The following is an 18,574-nucleotide window of genomic DNA, read 5'->3' on the forward strand; positions in this document are numbered from 1 at the left end:
CCTCCCCAACCACTCCCCACAATGGGGAGGGGCTCCGCGGGGCCACCGTCTTGCCTCCTTTGCCAGTTCCACATGTGGCTGGAGCACGGGCAGTGTACGGAGGGCGCGGCAACGTAGCGCCTCCCCCTTGTGGGGAGGGGTTGGGGAGGCCTTGGCGCCGACCATGCCTCCGGCGGGACGGAGGTTCAGGCCCGCGCGGGGCACTCCCGAGAATATCGGGGTGACCATGCATCGGCTCGTTCACGCGGTAGCAACTCCGGTCGCAAACGCCTCCTTCCAGGCGCGCACGACGATCAACGGCATCGCCGCGATCTGCGACCCGCTCGGCGGTCTCTATCTCACGGAAAGCGGCACGCTCGTCGTCTCCGACCTGCATCTTGAAAAAGGCTCGGCCTTCGCCCGCCGTGGCATGATGCTGCCGCCTTACGATACGCTTGCGACGCTGCGCATTCTGGAGGCGGTGATCGCTCGCCACGATCCGCGCACGGTCATCAGCCTTGGCGACAATTTCCATGACCGGACCGGTTCGGCGGCAATGCCGGACACGTTTCGACAGATGATCGCGGCCATGGCCCGCGGCCGCGACTGGATCTGGATCAACGGCAATCACGATCCCGATGGCGCGTGGGGGCTACCGGGCGCCTCCATGGATGAACTCCGCCATGCCGGGCTCGTCTTCCGGCATGAACCGTCGAGGATCGACGCCGAGGGCGAGATCGCCGGGCACCTGCATCCGTCGGCGACCGTGCGGCGCCGCGAAAGGTCGGTCCGGCGCGCCTGCTTCGCAACCGACGGCAAGCGGCTCCTGATGCCGGCCTTCGGCGTCACGACCGGCGGGCTCGATCTGCGCCACCGGGCGATGAGCGGACTCTTCGATCGCGGCAAGCTGGTCGCCCATATGCTTGGCCGCGATCGAATCTACTCGGTGCGTTATGACAATCTCATGGGCTAAGGCTACTGCATGATTGCTTAAATCGGACAGCGAGCTTGGCGCGTCCAATTGGACGCGCGGCGCTGTAGTCCGTCGGCAAGCGGTTCAGGCGGCTTCCGGGGCGTAGCGCAGAATAACGCTGCCGTTGGAAAGCGGTCGTGCCTCGAGCAAGCTGAACGGCTTCGCGGCCGCGGCCTTCTTGAAGAACGGTGTCCCCTCACCGAGCTGCACGGGAACGAGGCACAGCATGATCTCGTCGATGACGTTCTCCGGCAACAGCGAGGCAACAAGGTCGGCGCTTCCGAAGATATAGAGGTTCTTCTCGCTCTCCCCCTTCAGCCGTCGCAATTCGGCGGCGACGTCCCGCACGACGCGGCTGTTGTTCCAATCCGCCTTTTCCATCGTGCGTGAGGCGACAATCTTCGGAAGGGCGTTCATATAGGTCTTCACCCGGCCCTCCCCTTCCGCCGTCGGCCAGTAGGCCGCCATGCCCTCATAGGTGACCCGACCGAAGACCAGCGCCTGCGCCTTGTCTCCGAACTCCAGGCTGATCGCTTCCAGTTCCGGCCCCCAGGCACGGTTGTGAAAGTCGAGATCCCATTTCTTCGTGCCTTCGAAGCACCCGTCGAGCGTGACCAAATTCCAGACAACGACCTTGCCCATGATTCCATCCTCCGCGAAACCGCTTGCATAATTGAAGCAGTTTCATAATAGCGAACCGCTTTCAATTTGCAATCGGTAATTCGAGGAGCACCTCGGGTCCCATCCGACGTCGTTGCGGGCGCGCCGGGCGCGAGATTGGCAATGTAATTGCTGAAAATAGTCGGCGACCTTTGCGCGTCTGACAGACGCGCAGCGCTGAGGACGAAACGAGCCGCTCCGGGAGCGACCTCAGAAGGCGTTGAAGGTCAAGGTCGTCAGCGACCGGGAAATGCCCGGAACCGATGCAATGTTGTCGTTGATGAACTTGCCGATATCGTCGCCCTCCTGAATATAGATCTTCAGAAGCAGATCGTAGTCGCCGCTCGTCGAATACATCTCCGAGACGATCTCCTTGCGGTAGATCTCGTCGGCCACCTCGTAGGTCCTGCCGGGAGCGCATTGCAACTGGACAAAAATCGGTTTCATGGGGTTTCCTCTGCTGCCCGGAGCGCCGCGGCCGTCGTCAACGCTCCGATGTCAAAATACCTTTCCCCCTCCTTAGAGCATTTTCCCGTCTTAGCGAAACGGGGAAATGCTCCAACTCTTTGACGGCGCAATTTCGGACGGAAAACCGTGGCACACTTTTCCTGGAATTGCCTCTACAGCGCCGGGCGTCCAATCGGACGCGCCAAGGCCGCTGTAGCACTTTGATTTGCTGCATGATTTTATCCTTAAATCGATTCCGATTTAAGGAATCATGCAGTAGACCACCGCCGCACAAAAGGGAACGCGAAGAGGACGCATGTCGATAAGAATAGCTACTCCTTGCGAAATAGCAGGCTGGCGCCCCAGCCGGTGATGACCGCCAGAAGCACGGCAAAGAGACCGTAGATCATCGGCTGCTCGTGCGCTGCGCGCGTGATCGCTTGTTCGAGGCCGGTCTTGACGACCGTGAGCGGCAGGGCTTTCGCGGCGACGAAAAGACCATCCCGGAAAAGATAGGCACGCACGACATGGACGCCATTCGGGACGTTGGCGGGGAGGCGCACGGACGCCCTGAACAGGCTGGAACTGATGAACCGCACGCCGCCCGGGTCGCGCTGGAAAACACCGCTCTCCTCCCTGATCCGGCGGAACGCGCTGCGGAACTCGCCGAGATTGCTGCCGTCGCCGACGAAGCCCAGCGGCACCAGACGCATATGGTCGACGCCGATGCCCATGTTACCCAACTCACCCGGCGGCGCGATCGTCTCGATGTCACGCGTGCTCGACAGCGAATAGGATTCCGGCACCAGCTCGAAGGTCATCGAACGGGTGTTCACCCAGATGCCGAAGACGCGCTCCTTCCTTCGTACCGTCGCGTTTTCCTTGGGCCCCTCGAGCGTGACGATGATGCTGTACTTGCCCTGCGCGAGGAGCTTCTCGTCAAAGCCGTCTATGGCACCGAAGATCGTGAGGTCCGCGCCGCGAAAGTCGGACGTGATGGAGATTTCTTCCGTCGAGATGCCGATCTCGAGCTTCTCCGCGAATTCCGACACGTCGTCTTGCCGAATCTGGGCAGCCGCCGGCGCCGCCAGAGCGAGGACCAGAGAGACAAGACATAGGCGCGCGAGATCGAACATCAGAAGCCGAACCCCGCTGATACAACCGAATAGACATTCTTCGGCGGAATGATGAGCTCGATCGCCAGCCGGATGCCGACGGCAAGGACGAGCAAGGCAAGCAGCGCCCGCAACTGTTCGCCGCGCAGCCGCTGGCCGACGCGAACGCCGTATTGCGCCCCGATGACGCCGGCGATCATCAACACGAAAGCGAGCACGATATCGACGGTGTAGTTTGTCGATGCCTGGACGATCACCGTGTAAGCCGAGACGAAGACGATCTGGAAGAGCGAGGTTCCGACGACGACGCTCGTCGGAATGCGCAAGAGATAGATCATCGCCGGCACCATGATGAAGCCGCCGCCGACGCCCATGACCGAGGTCAGGATGCCGATGGCGAAACCGAGGGTGGCGACCGGAATGACGCTCAGATAGATCTTCGATTTCTTGAACCGCATCTTGAGCGGCAAGCCGTGAATCCAGTTGTGCTGCCCGGGCCTGCGGCGTGGCGTCGACTGGTTCTTCGCGGCCTTGCGCATGGCGCCGATACTCTCCCAGAGCATCAGGCCGCCGACCGAGCCCAGCAGCACGACGTAAAGCAGCGAAATCACCAGATCGAGCTGCCCCACCTGGCGCAACAGCGAGAAAAGCCAGACGCCCAGCGTTGCGCCGACGAGACCGCCGCAAAGCAGCACCGTGCCCAGCTTGATATCGATTGTGCCCCGGCGGAAATGCGTGATGGCACCGGAGATCGACGAGGCAACCACCTGATTTGCGCCCGTCGCCACCGCCACCACGGGCGGAATGTTGTAGAAGATCAGCAGCGGCGTGATCAGGAAACCGCCGCCGACGCCAAACATGCCGGACAGAAATCCGACGGCCGCACCCATGCCGAGAATGATGAGTATGTTCACCGACAACTCTGCAATGGGCAGATAGACCGTCACGGCCGGACCTCAATACGACAAAGGCCCGCGACGCGGGCGGAATTGCTGCTCCACAATCCCTAACCGGAATCGATTGAGGAATTGTGCAATGCCTACTGCATGTTTCCTTAAATCGGAACCGATTTAAGGACAAAAAACATGCAGCAATTCAAAGCGCTACAGCGACCTTTGTGCGTCTGAAAAGACGCACGATGCTGTAGGGTTGTTCGCATCCTGCACGCATCCGGAGAGACGCACGGCGCGACGTTTCAAAGTGGCAAGTGATTTACCACGAGCAGGAATGTATGGCGGCGGACCGCCCCCTCGGCGACGAGGGACAAGCGGCAATTCCTCATGCGCCCCATGGTCCGAGCTGTCAACCTTTTCAGGCACATGGCCTCCAGACTTCGCCCCTGAACCCTGTCGCGCCGATCTGCGGCTTTATTGCGGCGGCTAAAACCACAGCATGCGCGCGCCGCTGGAAGATCATTTCGTTGTTTTATTGAAACAGTGAAATGACCCAGCTCCTTGCTGCGACGCGATTCCGGACGGAAAACCGCTGCGCACTTTTTCCTGGAATTGCTCTTTGAAGCGACGCAATTCCGGACGGAGAACCGCTGCGCACTTTTCCTGGAATTGCTCTTTGAAGCGACGCAATTCCGGACGGAAAACCGCTGCGCACTTTTCCTGGAATTGCTTAGGAATTCCGCTTCAAGAGTTCCCTGACGAGTGCGTCGGTGATCTCTCCGGTCGGCTCCTGGCCAATGGATTTCTGGAAGGCCTTGATGGCGGCAATCGTTTTCTTGCCCAGGTATCCATCCGGCGTCCCGGCGTCAAAACCATTGTTGTTGAGAATCGCCTGAATATTGCGCACGGCCTTGCTCATATCGACCGTGGCTGTCTTGGTCGGCGGACCGACCCAGGCGTCGGGGATATCGACGCTGTTCGCCTTGGCGTCGGCCGGCTGGACTTTCCATGCGTCGGCCTTGGCCATGGCGCTCGCCAGTTGTTCGGGATTCATCGCCTTGGCAATCTCGTCGCGCTTTTCGCCGGCATCCTTGTCGCCGTCGCGAGCCGCAATCGAGAACCATTTGTAGGATTCTTCCAGATCCTGCTTGACGCCATTGCCGCGGGCATAAAGCACTGCGAGGTTGAACTGGCTGTCGCGGACGCCGAGGCTCGCCGCCTTCTCGAACCATTTGGCGGCCTCGGCGAAGTCCGGTGCCCCGTCGCGGCCGCTGGCGAGCATGACCGCGAGATTGTGGGTCGCGCTGGCGTTGCCCGCGGCCGCCGCCTTGAGATAGAGCGCCTTCGCCTTCACGGTGTCGCGCGCGACGCCTGCCCCTTTTTCATAGAGATTGGCAAGCCGGTACTCGGCGGGGATCACGCCGGCATCCGCCGCGCGCTGATACCATTTTGCCGCTTCCGCGGGATCTTCCTTGACGCCGCGGCCTTCGGTGAAGCGTGTGCCGATCTCATAGAAAGCGAGAGGATCGCCACCCTTGGCGGCCGTGACAAGAGCGGGAGGACCAAAGCCTTCGGGAAGGACTACGTTGCCGGCCTTGGCGATCGGCTCGAATGTGCCCGCCTTGGCGGTGACGGCGGGAGCGACCTCAAACGTCGATGCGCTCGCCTGCGCCGGTTCGCTTGCCGGATGCAGCAAGGGTGCGTGGCTGCCGGCGGTAACGGGCGCTGTCTCGGCCGCCTTCGCGGCGGGCACCGAATTCGCGGCCGGGGCGGCATTCGCTGTCGCAGCGGCCCCTGGCGCGGGCGCTGCTTTTGCCACCGGCGCCTCTGCCTGTGTCTTTGCAACAGGGGCGGCGGCCGTTTCGGTCAGACGGTCGTCCACCGCCTTCGCTTCTGCAACTTGCGGAACAGCCTTCTGCTCGATCACTGCTGCCGGCTGGATTTCGGGCGTGTCCTTGCCCTTGAGGACGGTGCTGACGAGGGGATAGGACATGATCGCCAGCAGCACCGCACCGACCGCCATCAGGATCGGACGGCGATGACGGGCAAAGGCACCGGCAACGGACCAACCGCTGCTGTCCTTCACGCTGAGCGTATCCGCCTCCTCGACCGCCAATTGCGCCGCGCGGCGTGCAGCCGCAATGAAATCGGCCTTGTCGCCCTCGAAGGCCGGCTGGCTGCCGCGGCTCATCTGACCGGCGCGGACGCGCTCGAGAATCTTCTTGACGTCCGGCGCGCCGGAGCCGGGCTCGAGCAGCTGGTTGGCATCCTCGGGGGCGAGCATCTCGGACGGGTCGATCGATGGAGCGGGTTCGACCACCTGCCGCACACGCTCAGGCAACGCGGCAGTTCGTTTTCCGCTGAAGCGACGGGTGAGCCCTGCGAGCAATCCCGTCTTGGCAGAGGGAGCCGGCTCCCGAACCTCGTCCTTTTCGACCGTCGAAACCGCCTCGGCAACCACCACATCATCGACTGCGGCGGAAGCCGGCTCGATGACCGTCGCCTCGTCTTCCGCCTGCAGCACCTGAACATTGCGCTCGGTATCGTCGTCGCGATCGTCGAGACCGGCTCTACCGAAAGTGTTGCCGAATTCCGGCTGCGCGGCCCTCGGCATTGCGGGAATGCCGCGCGTTATCGCGGCCTCGGAGCGCCCAACGGCTGCGACAGGCCCGCGGTCTTCGAGCAGTTCCAGCTTCTCGGCAATCTGAACCAGCGTTTCATGAAGGGCTTCGAACGTGCGTGCCGTGCGTTCGTTGCTCGAACGGCTGAGATCCTCGAGCGTCCTCAGATCCTCGGCAAGCGCCGAGATTGCCGCCATGTCGCCGCTGGCATGCATCGGCCCATTCTTGGTAAAGGCCTCCATGACGGCTTCGGCCGCCTGGCGCGCTGCCTCGATGATGTACTCGTCGCTCGTTGCCAGATAGTCTTCAAGCGCGCTCATCCGGCTTTCGAAATCCACCGGAGCCGCACCGACCTCGACGCGCGGCTGGCCGATCAGGGTCGACAGATTGGCGATCTGAGTCTCGAGGTTGCGCAGCGCCTCACGGTCGTCGAATGGAGCGGCATGCGTTTCCTCCAGCCGTTGCGCGATATCCGCAAGGCGGTCTTCCAGACGCTCGAAGCGCTGATCCGCCACGGGTGGCGCGGCGTGCATGTTCAAGTCGTCGATCCGGCGCGCGAGATAGTCGAGGCGTTCGGCCAGAGCCGAGTTGACGCTTCCCTGGTCCAGAGCCTCGATTCGCTGAGAAATATCGGCGAGATAGTCAGCCAATTCCGCTTGCGCGTTTTTCTGGTTGCTCTCAAGCAGCATCGAGAGTTCGTCGAGGCGCTCCTCGAGACGGGTCGCGGCCTTTTCGCCCGACAGCTCTTCGATGCGCGCGGTCAGCGCTTCGATCCGTGCCCCGAGCCCGGCCTCGACGGGTCGAGAGACTTCGTCGATCTGCCGCGAGAGATCGCCGAGCCGACTTTCGAGACGGCTGACGAGAGCGTTGTCAAAATCGGCCGCATTGCGGCCATTGACCGCGATTGCCCGGCTGATTTCATCGAACCGTGCGTCGAAATCGGCAAGCTGCGAGACGAGGCGGCCGTCCTCCGGCTGCATTTGGCGCCCCAGGAGCTCGATCGCATCGGCAATCGCGAGCAGCTTTTCCTGCAATCCGTCGAAGGCCGCTCCGTTATCCAACGCGCCGATTTGCGACTTGATGTCATCGAGCCTGTAGGCGAGAGCCACGAGCTCGTCGTCGCGATTCCGGTCGAAGGCGTTCAAGCGCTCCTCGACATCCTTCCAGCGGTTTTCCAGTCGGCGGATGCCGTCCTCGTTGGCCAGGCCGTCGATCAGCGCCCTGAGGCCATCGAATTCGGCGCGCAGCGCGTCCGCCTGAGCTGGCGACGCCTGCCGGCCGAGCTGATGAATGCCATCCGCCAGGCGCTGCATATCTGCCCGAATGTCCTCAGCGAAAAGATGATCCTGCGCCTCGGCCTTGATGCCGCGGATTTCCGATCTGAGAGCACTCAGTTCGCGAACAAGCCCGTCACTGATATCGCGCTTCAACTCCTGCCGCAGGCCGACCAGAGCTTCGGCTATATCGGCCGCAGCCGACGCGGATCGCGCGGGTGCGGCGGGCGTTCGCGGCGCCTCCTGGACGCGGCTGGAAACAAAACGATCGGCCTCCCGCGCGGCGATACGTTCGCGCAGCGACGTCCGCTCGCGGCTTGCGTTCAGGGCGCGCTGGCGCTCTAGGATTTCTGAGACAGCGTCGCTGGTCGTCGCCGAGCGCTCGGCCTGTCGCTCCTGGGCGTCACGCCCCGCGCCGCTCATCAAGCCTTCGATACGCGCCTCCAGGCCCTCTATCGTTCGGTTCAGGGCATCAAGCGACGGCCTGTCGCTGTAGGACGGGATGCTTGCGCGCTGAGGATTGGATCGCGATCCGTTCATTGTCTCTTCGCCCCTGTCGTTGACCATCACCGAAAGCCGCGACGGGAAGAGCCAGGCTCCGAGTGGCGGTGCGATCGATGTTGCCAAAGCAACAACAGCGCGTGGACGGGACCGGTTGCAGCTTTGACTATCTCACCACCCACAATTCCTTAAACGTGGTAAATAAGCAGTTAATCAGTCTCAATTATTTAACGTTTTGTCAGGATCACGGCCGTTGCGCGCGCTCGGGCACGGGGATTTCCCTTCATGACGGCGCGATCGCAAAACTTTTCAAAACATCCACATTTTGACGTTTACGCAAACGTCAAAATTTCGTAGCATCCAGCCGGCGATGCGAGACCGCGCCCGGCGGTGTACGCTCGAAGCATTGAGAATCGGGCAGACCGCACTCTGGCGCGTGCCCGAAGGGAGATAAGGCGAGGAACGAATGCCCATCTACAAGGCCCCGGTTGACGATACCCTGTTCATCCTCAACGACGTGCTCGGCATCGAGCGGTACAACAACCTGCCGGGCTTTGCCGATGCAACCCCCGACACGGTGGCGGCGATCGTCGGCGAGGCTGCCAAACTCGCGGAAGAGGCGCTTCTCCCGATCAACCTCTCGGGCGACCAGGAGGGTTGCAGACGCCACGACGACGGCTCGGTCACCGTGCCGAAGGGCTTCAAGCAGGCCTTTGATCTCTATCGCGAAGGCGGCTGGCTCGGCCTTGCGGCACCGGAAGAATTCGGCGGCCAGGCCCTGCCCTACACACTGCACACCGCCGTCGGCGAATTCATGTCCGCTGCCAACATGTCGCTGATGATGTATCCGGGCCTGACGCAGGGGGCGATCGCCGCCATTCTCGTTCACGGCTCCGAGGAGCAGAAGCGAACGTACCTGCCGAAGATGGTGGACGGCACCTGGACCGGTACGATGAATCTGACGGAGCCCCATTGCGGCACCGACCTCGGGCTCCTGCGCACCAAGGCCGTGCCGAATGGCGACGGCTCCTACAGGATTTCAGGCCAGAAGATCTTTATCTCCGCCGGCGAGCACGACATGGCCGAGAACATCATCCATTTGGTGCTCGCTCGCATCGAGGGGGCACCGGAAGGCGTCAAGGGAATCTCGCTCTTTATCGTGCCGAAGTTCAGGCTCAACGATAGTGGCGAACCCGGCGAGCGCAATGGCGTCTCCTGCGGTGCGATCGAAGAGAAGATGGGCATTCACGGCAACGCCACCTGCGTCATGAACTACGACGAGGCGACCGGCTACCTGATCGGTGCGGAGAACAAAGGCCTCAGCGCCATGTTCGTGATGATGAACGAGGCCCGTCTTGCCGTCGGCATGCAGGGGCTCGCGATCGCCGAGATCGCCTATCAGAATGCCGCCAACTACGCGCGCGAACGCCTCCAGGGCCGCTCGCTTTCCGGCCCGAAGTCACCGGACAAGAACGCCGATCCGATCATCGTCCACCCGGACGTCCGCCGTGCACTGATGACGATCAAGGCGTTCAACGAAGGCGGCCGCGCCTTCACGCTCTGGACAGCGCTGAAATCCGATATCGCCCACCGCTCCGACAGCGAAGAGGATCGCCAGGCCGCCGACGATATTCTCGGCCTGATGACCCCGATCCTCAAGGGCGTCCTGACCGATCGGGGCTTCGACCACACGGTCATGGCACAGCAGGTCTTTGGCGGTCACGGCTATATCGAAGAGCACGGCATGAGCCAGTACGTGCGCGATGCCCGCATCGCCATGATCTACGAGGGTGCCAACGGCATCCAGGCGCTCGACCTCGTCGGCCGCAAGCTGGCGATGAACGGCGGCCGCGCCGTCATGGCGCTCTTCAAGGAAATCGGCGATTTCTGCGAGGAAAACCGCAGCGACGAGAAGCTGTCGGGCTACACCAAGGCACTGAAGAAAGGACTGAACGATCTGCAGGCGGCAACCATGTGGTTCATGCAGAACGCCATGGCAAAACCCGACAATGCCGGCGCCGGCTCCACGGATTACATGCATCTCTTCGGCCTCGTCGTGCTCGGCTACATGTGGGCCAGGATCGCCAAGACGGCTGAGGACAAGCTCGCCGGTGGCGAAACCGAACGCGCGGACTATCTCAAGAACAAGCTCATCACGGCCCGGTTCTACATGGAGCGCATCATGCCCGAAACGGCACTGCGGAAAGCCCGTATCGAAACCGGCGCCGACACGCTGATGGCGCTGGACGCCGCCGCGTTCTGATTTCACACTCGGAGCAGGATGGGGAAAGCGCGGGGCGGCTTCGGCAAGCATCCCGCTCCAATGCATCAAGCGCGGCTCGAAGCGATGCCGCCCAAAGGGAGATCAAGAGATGACGAAAGTCTTCGTTTACGACCACGTGCGCACGCCGCGCGGCCGCGGCAGGAAGGACGGATCGCTGCACGAGGTGCCTTCCGTCCGCCTCGCGGCCAAGATGCTGGAAGCGGTGCGCGACCGGAACGGCCTCGACACGTCGACCGTCGACGACATCATCATGGGTTGTGTCGATCCGGTCATGGACGCGGGCTCGGTCATCCCCAAGGCAGCCGCCTTCGAGGCCGGCTACTCTACCCGCGCTCCCGGCATGCAGATCTCGCGCTTCTGCGCCTCCGGCCTCGATGCCGTCAATTTCGGCGCCGCGAAAATCGCCCAGGGGGCGGACGACATCGTGATCGCCGGCGGCGTCGAATCCATGTCGCGTGTCGGCCTTGGCATGTCGGGCGGCTCTTGGTTCATGGACCCCTCCGTCAACCTGCCGGCCTATTTCATGCCCCAGGGCGTCTCTGCCGACCTCATCGCCACTAAGTACGGCTTTTCACGTGACGACGTCGACGCCTATGCAGTGGAAAGCCAGAAGCGCGCCGCGAATGCCTGGGAAAAGGGCTACTTCAAGAACTCGGTCGTGCCGGTCAAGGATCAGAATGGCCTGACCATTCTCGACCGCGACGAGCACATGCGCCCGACCACCGACATGCAGGCGCTCGCCTCGCTCAATCCCTCCTTCCAGATGCCCGGCGAGATGGGCGGCTTCGAGGCCGTCGCCATTCAGGCGCATCCGGAAATCGAGCGGATCAACTATGTCCACCACGCCGGCAACTCCTCCGGCATCGTCGACGGCGCGGCTGCCGTGCTGCTCGGCTCCAAGGCCGGCGGCGAATCCATGGGGCTGAAACCGCGGGCGCGCATCCGCGCCTTCGCCAACATCGGCTCCGACCCGGCGCTGATGCTGACCGGTCCGGTCGACGTGACCGAAAAGCTCCTGGAGCGCGCCGACATGAAGCTTTCCGACATCGACCTCTTCGAGCTCAACGAGGCTTTTGCCGCGGTCGTCCTCCGCTACATGCAGGCTTTCGACATTCCGCACGACCAGATCAACGTCAACGGCGGCGCGATCGCCATGGGTCATCCGCTCGGAGCGACCGGCGCGATGATCCTCGGCACCGTGCTCGACGAACTGGAGCGTCGCGACCTCAACACCGCGCTCGTCACGCTCTGCATCGGCGCCGGCATGGGCACCGCCACCATCATCGAACGCGTCTGATCCGATCCCCGGGGAGAGAGAATATGTCTTACACGAACTTCAAGATCGAAACCGACGCCGATGGCATCGCGCTCGTCACCTGGGACATGCCCGAAAAGTCGATGAACGTCTTCACCCAGGAGGTGATGGAGGAGTTGAACGCGATCGTCGACCAGACGACCGCCGACGCGGCCGTCAAGGGGGTCGTCTTCACGTCGGGCAAGTCGTCGTTCTCCGGCGGCGCCGACCTCTCGATGATCAAGTCGATGTTCACCTTTCAGGCCGAGGAAAAGAAGAAAGACCCGGCCAATGCCGCGCAAAAGCTCTTCGACCTTGTCGGCCGCATGACGGGCCTCTTCCGCAAGCTCGAAACGTCGGGCAAGCCCTGGGTTTCGGCGATCAACGGCACTTGCATGGGCGGTGCTTTCGAGCTGTCGCTCGCCTGCCACGGCCGTGTCGCGTCCAACTCCAAGGCGGTGAAGATCGCGCTGCCGGAAGTCAAGGTCGGCATCTTCCCCGGCGCCGGCGGCACCCAGCGCGTGCCGCGACTCACCAATGCGCAGGACGCGCTGCAGATGATGACGACCGGCTCGTCGCTGACCGCGGCACGCGCCAAGGCAATGGGGCTCGTGCACGAGGTGGTCGATCCGGACAAGCTGGTCGACGCCGCCAAGGCAATGATCAAGAATGGTCTGAAGCCGGTTCAGCCCTGGGACGAAAAGGGCTTCAAGGTGCCGGGCGGCGGCATCTGGACGCCGGCTTCGGCCCAGCTCTGGCCCGCCGCCTCGGGCATTCTTCGCCGCGAGACCTATGGCAACTATCCGGGCGCGATCGCCATCCTCAAATGCGTCTATGAGGGCCTGCAAGTGCCGTTCGACACCGGTCTCAAGATCGAGCAGCGCTACTTCACCGAGATCCTGCAGACGACCGAAGCCTTCTCGATGATCCGCTCGCTGTTCATCTCGATGCAGGAGCTCGGCAAGGGCGCGCGGCGCCCCGGAGGCGTGCCGAAGGCCGAAGTCAAAAAGGTTGGCGTCGTCGGCGCCGGCTTCATGGGTGCCTCGATCGCCTACGTCACCGCTGCTGCCGGCATTCCGGTAAGCCTCATCGACCGCGACATGGAAACGGCCGGGAAGGGGAAGACGCACTCGGAAGGGCTGGTGAGGGATTCGATCGGCAAGGGCCGGCTGACCAAGGAAGAAGGTGAAGCCCTGCTTGCCCGCATCACGCCGTCGGCCGACTATGACGACCTCAAGGACGCCGGCCTCGTCGTCGAGGCGGTCTTCGAGGACCGGCAGGTCAAGAAGGAGGTGATCGAGAAGATCGAAGCGGTGATCGCCGAGGACGCGATCTTTGCCTCCAACACGTCGACCCTGCCGATCACCGGCCTTGCCAAGAACTCGAAGCGGCCGGAACAATTCATCGGCATCCATTTCTTCTCGCCGGTCGAGAAGATGATGCTGACGGAAGTGATCCTCGGCAAGGAGACTGGCGACCGCGCGCTCGCGACCGCTCTCGACTATGTCGCCGCGATCAAGAAGACGCCGATCGTCGTCAACGACACCCGCGGCTTCTACGTCAACCGCTGCGTCTTCCGCTATATCCATGAAGCCTACGACATGCTGATCGAAGGCGTTCCGCCGGCAATGATCGAGAACGCCGCCAAGATGGCCGGCATGCCGGTCGGCCCGCTGTCGCTCAACGATGAGGTGGCGATCGACCTCAGCCAGAAAATCCTGAAGGCGACCGTCGCCGATCTCGGCGAAAAGGCCGTCGATCCGCGGCACATGGCACTGATCAACAAGATGGTCGACGAACTCGATCGCCGCGGACGCAAGAACGGCAAGGGCTTTTACGAATATCCGGCGAAGCCCGCCAGGAAATATCTCTGGCCGGAACTGAAGACGCTCTATCCGCAACAGAATGCCGAAAAGATCGACGTCGAGGTGCTGAAGCAACGGTTCCTCGCAACCATCGCTCTGGAAGCTGCCCGCACGATCGAGGAAGGCATCGTCACCGATCCGCGCGAGGCCGACGTCGGCTCCATCCTCGGCTTCGGCTTCGCCCCCTATACCGGCGGCACGCTTTCCTACATCGACGGCATGGGTGCAAAGGCTTTCGTCAAGCTCTGCGAGAAGCTCGCCAAGAATTATGGCGACCACTTCAAGCCGACGCCGCTGCTGAAGGAGATGGCGGATAAAGGCGAGACCTTCTACGGGCGCTTCGATCCTTATGGGGAGGCGAAGAGGGCGGCGTAAGGTCACCTGCCCTTCGCAAGCAAGAATCCAGGGCCGTGCCGATGGGTGCGGCCCCTTCTTCATCCTTCGCCGAGGCGAGTGCCCTAAGTGCTCGGGCTTGACACACGGAGAGGGCAGCTCGACCAGCTCCACGAAATCCCCGCTGCGGGCGATTGACCAAGGTCAAGTCGGCGGGTTAGCGGGTGCGCTAAGAGCATGTGGAGAGATCAACCAGAACACCGTCCATGCAGCCGCTCCAGTTCGCCCTCGCCATCCTCCTGCTCCTGGCAACGCCCGGGCCGACCAACACGCTGCTGTGGCTTTCGGGTGCCGCGGCCGGTTTGCGGCGTTCGGCTCCGCTGCTTCTTGGCGAGCTCGGCGGTTATCTGACGGTGGTCGTACCGGTCGCCGCCCTCACCGCGCCGTTTATCTCCGCCCATCCGGAGATCGGGCTTATCGTCAAGCTCGCCGCCGCTAGCTGGATCCTTTTGATGGCACATGCTCTCTGGACCGCGAAGGCGCACGATGGCGCAGAGCGGCCGATCACGCTTGATCAGGTCTTCATCACCACAGTCGTCAATCCAAAGGGGCTGATCATTGCGCTCGCGATCATGCCTCAGGCGGGGCTGGTAGCGATGCTGCCCTGGCTTGCAGGTTTCGCAGTGCTGGTGGTGAGTGCCGGCTCGCTCTGGATCATCGCCGGTACTTTTCTTGCGCGACTGCCGAGGCGGCCGATCGGCCAGCGGCTGCCCCGCCGCGTCACCGCCGCCTGCCTCGTCGTGTTCTCCTTCGGTATGGCCGGCAGCGCGCTGGCATCAATGCTGTAAGGTGGCCGCCAAGCAGCAACTGGCACCATTGCCTCAGGCCGCGGCCGCCGTTTCGCCGAGTTCGGCGGCAAGAAGGCCTATCAACTGCTCCCAGCCTTCCCGACGACATTCGACCTTGTCCAGTCCGTCGAGGAAGGCGGCCTGTTCGGTGAAGACGAGGCGGGTGCCCTTACCCTCGGGCAGCAGGTCCAGGGTGGCGATGGAGGCAGAAATCCGTCGGTCATCCTTCGCCATGGTGTAGGCCGAGACGATCCGCCTGTTCTCGACGATGTCGAGATAGACGGTCTCGTTGAAATGGAACGTCTTGCCGTCCTGGCTGAAACGACCGCTTTCACGCCCGCCAACGCGGAAGTCGTGCCGGTATTCCGCGACCGGCCAATTGTCTGCCCTGACGAACCATCGGTCATTCGTCGCAGGATCAGCAAAGGCGTGAAAAACCCGCTCAGGCGACGCGTTGAAGACCCGTTCTATGGTGAAGCTTGCGTGCTCTACGGATGGACTTGTCATGGTCTTCTCCTCTTTGGTGGCCGAACCCCCGCGCTCCTCCGCCGGGGATCCTTTCGGAACTGACGTCATCGCCGACAATCCCGCGACTGCGTCACCCGGCGGAATACTGCTCTTGAATTAAAAGCAGTTGCACATTAGCTCCACTGATGCGATAATGCAAGCAGTTAGTCCGATGTGGAAAGGTGCAGGCGGTTCGGCCGGCATCTCGCATCTCAACTTGCCAGAATCGTTCACGTTCATGATCTTGGGTTCAGCCGCAAAATCATCGTGATCAACAGGGACCAGAATGACAGACGACCATCGCTCCGGTTGCCCGATCAATCTTTCGCTCGAAGTCTTCGGCGACAAATGGAGCCTGCTGATCGTCCGGGACATGATTTTTGGCGGCAAACGGCATTTCCGCGAACTCCTGCGCTCGCAGGAAGGCATCTCCTCCAACATTCTCGCCGATCGGCTGAAGACACTGGTGGAAATGGGCATGCTGACGAAGAGAGATGACCCCAGCCACAAGCAGAAGGCGATTTACAGCCTCACCGAGAAGACGATCGCATTGGTGCCGATCATGGCGCATCTCGGGGCCTGGGGCCGCCGCTATCTGCCGGTCACTGAAGAGCTGAGCATCCGTGCGCAACTGATGGAGGAAGGCGGGCCGGAACTGTGGGACCGGTTCATGGACGAACTCAGGGTCGAACATCTTGGCGCAACGCCTGCGGCTTCGGATGGACCCACGGTGCGTCAGACGCTGCAGGCGGCCTATGAGCAGGTCATGGCAAGGAAGGCGAAGGCGCGCGAGCCCGCCTGACCGCAGCTACCACATCTATTCTTAAATTGTCGGCGCTGTAGCCGGCAAAGGACTATTTTCCTTCGCATTCTTTACGCCCCTTACCTGCTTCGCTAATCTAAGGTGAGAGGCAGAAGGAATGGCGTCACTCGCCCTTCCGGAGTTGAATCGAATGCTTTCACACGACAGCATCTGGCGCGCCATCGACGCGCTGGCCGAGCGCCATCGGCTGTCGCCGTCCGGGCTGGCGCGTCGTGCTGGCCTCGATCCCACATCCTTCAACAAGTCGAAGCGCCAATCCGCCGATGGTCGCGATCGCTGGCCCTCGACGGAATCGATTTCAAAAATCCTCGAGGCGACCGGTTCGTCCCTCGACCAGTTCATGACCCTGATGGGCCCCGCAGCGGAAAAGAGCGTGCCGGCGGGCCAGCGGGAGCAATCGGCTGACATCCCGCTCATTGGCTTCGCCCAGGCCGGCGCCGGCGGCTTCTTCGATGACGGCGGCTTTCCGGCCGGTCAAGGCTGGGATGTGGTCGACTTTCCGGCAGCGCTCGAGCGCCGTTCCGGCGTGTACGCCCTGGAGATCCAGGGCGACAGCATGCTGCCGCTTTATCGCGACGGCGATATTCTGATTGTCGATCCAACGGCACAGGTGCGGCGTGGCGACCGTGTCGTGGTCAAGACCCGCGAGGGCGAGGTGATGGCGAAGGTGTTGTCCCGGCAAACGCCACGCGGCATCGAGCTCCTGTCGCTCAACCCGGATCACCCGAACCGCAATTTCGAAATGCCAGAGGTGGAGTGGATCGCCCGGATCATCTGGGCCAGCCAGTAGGATATCGTTCCTGATGCGGCAACAATCGTTCACAATCGCTGGCGGGTTTTTCGCCCTCCTGCTTTATGCAGGCATCCTCTGGGGCGGTGTCGCCGTGATCCGCGATCAGGAAGGTGCCGGACCGGATTTCCCCCTCGAAACGCCGGATGCAGCAGCGGTCGAATCCCCGAACCCGCCGGCAGAGGTGCCTGCCGCCCCACCGCCGCAGACAATATCCAAGTCGCAAGCAGTACACGAGCAGAAGGCGGGTGCTGGAAAGGTCGACCGCCTGCCGGCACGGACAATCGAACCGCAGCTTTTCGCCGTGCCACAGGACGGCATTGCGCAGCCGCTCGAGCGCATTGCACCGCGGCCACCGCTCTCCGAACCGAAGGAAAAGCCGGCAGCGACCACGATTGTCTACCAGCGTCCGGTCGCGCTCGCTGCCGGATTGATCCGCTCGGGCGAGACGACCGTCCAGCTCAAGGATATCGGACCGGAAAACGCCGAGAAGACCTGCGAGCGCAACGGCCGCAGTTGGCCCTGCGGCATGGTCGCGCGCACCGCCTTTCGAAACTTCCTGAGGGCGCGCGCGCTCGTCTGCGATCAGCCCGAAGAGAGTTCCAAGAAAACCGTCACGACGGCCTGCAAGGTCGGAAACGAAAACCCGGCGGAATGGCTGGTCAGTAACGGTTGGGCGACACCGCTGCCTGGCAGCCCGCTTGAGGCCAAGGCGGAAGCTGCCCGAAGCGCCAAGCTCGGCTTCTATGGCGATGACCCGCGCGATCTGAGCCGTGCGCCGCTCGTCATCGACGAACCGCCGGTGGCGACAGTACCGGACGACGCGGCACCGGACTTGTAAGCCCGACGTGAAATTCCTAACTGCCGTCCGTGATAGGAGTCCGGCAAATGCCCACGAGCCTCAGCCAACACGAAGCGTTCATCTATGTCATGGTGATGATGTCCGCTGTCGATCGACACATGGCCGACGACGAGTTTGCCGGCATCGGCAGACTCGTCCAGTTTCTGCCCGCCTTCGACGGTTTTGACGAGGATCGGCTGATCGACATTGGGCGCGAGTGTTCGGCCCAGCTTGCCGCGCCGGAGGGCCTCGACGTCGTTCTCGAAATGATCCGCGAAGCCTTGCCGCAACGGCTTTATGACACGGCCTATGCACTCGCCGTGGAGATTGCGGCCGCCGATCAGCGTATTCGCAATGAGGAAATCCGGCTCCTGCAATTGCTGCGCGACCGGCTGGCGCTCGACAAACTGACCTGCGCGGCCATCGAACGCGGCGCGATCGCCCGCTTCCGGAAGTAGATCCTCTTGCGCCGGAACCCCTGGGAGCGCAGGCGGCAGGCCGAGCATCGTTCCGTGCAGCAATTCAA

15 protein-coding genes are annotated in these 18,574 nt (G+C 62.5%); 9 read left to right on the forward strand and 6 right to left on the reverse strand.

Features of this window, described 5'->3' with window-relative positions; translation table 11 throughout:
* The first annotated feature begins 226 nt into the window (after positions 1-226).
* A complete protein-coding gene (gene pdeM, locus GHK62_RS10155; protein WP_153438926.1) occupies positions 227-952 on the forward strand; it encodes a ligase-associated DNA damage response endonuclease PdeM in 726 nt (241 codons plus the stop codon).
* 84 nt (positions 953-1,036) lie between these two features.
* Here pdeM and GHK62_RS10160 read toward each other — a convergent pair whose 3' ends face one another.
* The 5 genes from GHK62_RS10160 to GHK62_RS10190 form a co-directional block, all read right to left on the reverse strand.
* Positions 1,037-1,594, reverse strand: a complete 558-nt coding sequence (locus GHK62_RS10160; protein ID WP_153438617.1) for a dihydrofolate reductase family protein — start codon at positions 1,592-1,594, stop codon at positions 1,037-1,039.
* Between the two features lie 228 nt (positions 1,595-1,822).
* On the reverse strand, positions 1,823-2,059 hold the full coding sequence (locus GHK62_RS10165) for an Lrp/AsnC ligand binding domain-containing protein (protein WP_153438619.1): 237 nt from the start codon (positions 2,057-2,059) through the stop codon (positions 1,823-1,825).
* 332 nt (positions 2,060-2,391) lie between these two features.
* A complete protein-coding gene (locus GHK62_RS10175; protein WP_153438622.1) occupies positions 2,392-3,195 on the reverse strand; it encodes a TIGR02186 family protein in 804 nt (267 codons plus the stop codon).
* The gene (locus tag GHK62_RS10180) at positions 3,195-4,121 is read right to left on the reverse strand and encodes a sulfite exporter TauE/SafE family protein (RefSeq protein WP_184108419.1); all 927 of its coding nucleotides are present in this window, start codon (positions 4,119-4,121) and stop codon (positions 3,195-3,197) included. Before GHK62_RS10180 ends, GHK62_RS10175 begins: the two co-directional genes overlap by 1 nt.
* A gap of 676 nt (positions 4,122-4,797) precedes the next feature.
* Positions 4,798-8,502, reverse strand: a complete 3,705-nt coding sequence (locus GHK62_RS10190; protein ID WP_153438625.1) for a peptidoglycan-binding protein — start codon at positions 8,500-8,502, stop codon at positions 4,798-4,800.
* A gap of 427 nt (positions 8,503-8,929) precedes the next feature.
* Here GHK62_RS10190 and GHK62_RS10195 point away from each other — a divergent pair, with 427 nt between their 5' ends.
* From GHK62_RS10195 to GHK62_RS10210, 4 genes are all read left to right on the forward strand, one after another.
* The gene (locus GHK62_RS10195) at positions 8,930-10,726 is read left to right on the forward strand and encodes an acyl-CoA dehydrogenase C-terminal domain-containing protein (protein WP_153438627.1); all 1,797 of its coding nucleotides are present in this window, start codon (positions 8,930-8,932) and stop codon (positions 10,724-10,726) included.
* Between the two features lie 109 nt (positions 10,727-10,835).
* The gene (locus GHK62_RS10200) at positions 10,836-12,044 is read left to right on the forward strand and encodes an acetyl-CoA C-acetyltransferase (RefSeq protein ID WP_153438629.1); all 1,209 of its coding nucleotides are present in this window, start codon (positions 10,836-10,838) and stop codon (positions 12,042-12,044) included.
* A gap of 23 nt (positions 12,045-12,067) precedes the next feature.
* Entirely contained in the window at positions 12,068-14,281 is a 2,214-nt protein-coding gene (locus GHK62_RS10205) for a 3-hydroxyacyl-CoA dehydrogenase NAD-binding domain-containing protein (protein WP_153438631.1), read from the forward strand.
* A 224-nt stretch (positions 14,282-14,505) separates the two neighbouring features.
* Complete coding sequence (locus GHK62_RS10210; protein WP_153438633.1) at positions 14,506-15,087, forward strand: LysE family translocator; 582 nt, start codon at positions 14,506-14,508, stop codon at positions 15,085-15,087.
* Between the two features lie 33 nt (positions 15,088-15,120).
* On the opposite strand, the gene GHK62_RS10215 is transcribed toward GHK62_RS10210, so the two are convergent.
* Positions 15,121-15,594, reverse strand: coding sequence for an SRPBCC family protein (locus tag GHK62_RS10215; RefSeq protein WP_153438635.1), 474 nt, complete (start codon positions 15,592-15,594; stop codon positions 15,121-15,123).
* Between the two features lie 286 nt (positions 15,595-15,880).
* Here GHK62_RS10215 and GHK62_RS10220 point away from each other — a divergent pair, with 286 nt between their 5' ends.
* The 4 genes from GHK62_RS10220 to GHK62_RS10235 all read left to right on the forward strand — a co-directional run bounded on the left by GHK62_RS10220 (position 15,881) and on the right by GHK62_RS10235 (position 18,506).
* Positions 15,881-16,396, forward strand: coding sequence for a winged helix-turn-helix transcriptional regulator (locus GHK62_RS10220; RefSeq protein WP_153438637.1), 516 nt, complete (start codon positions 15,881-15,883; stop codon positions 16,394-16,396).
* Between the two features lie 151 nt (positions 16,397-16,547).
* Positions 16,548-17,207 carry a S24 family peptidase gene (locus tag GHK62_RS10225; RefSeq protein WP_153438639.1) on the forward strand — a complete coding sequence of 220 codons (660 nt, stop codon included), beginning with the start codon at positions 16,548-16,550 and terminating at the stop codon, positions 17,205-17,207.
* 13 nt (positions 17,208-17,220) lie between these two features.
* Positions 17,221-18,048: a thermonuclease family protein gene (locus GHK62_RS10230; RefSeq protein ID WP_153438641.1), complete on the forward strand. Its 828-nt coding sequence runs from the start codon at positions 17,221-17,223 to the stop codon at positions 18,046-18,048.
* Positions 18,049-18,095: 47 nt separating this feature from the next.
* Positions 18,096-18,506: a tellurite resistance TerB family protein gene (locus GHK62_RS10235; RefSeq protein WP_153438643.1), complete on the forward strand. Its 411-nt coding sequence runs from the start codon at positions 18,096-18,098 to the stop codon at positions 18,504-18,506.
* The last annotated feature ends 68 nt before the right edge of the window (positions 18,507-18,574 follow it).

This window comes from Sinorhizobium terangae (assembly GCF_009601505.1).
Taxonomy (GTDB): Bacteria; Pseudomonadota; Alphaproteobacteria; order Rhizobiales; family Rhizobiaceae; genus Sinorhizobium; species Sinorhizobium terangae.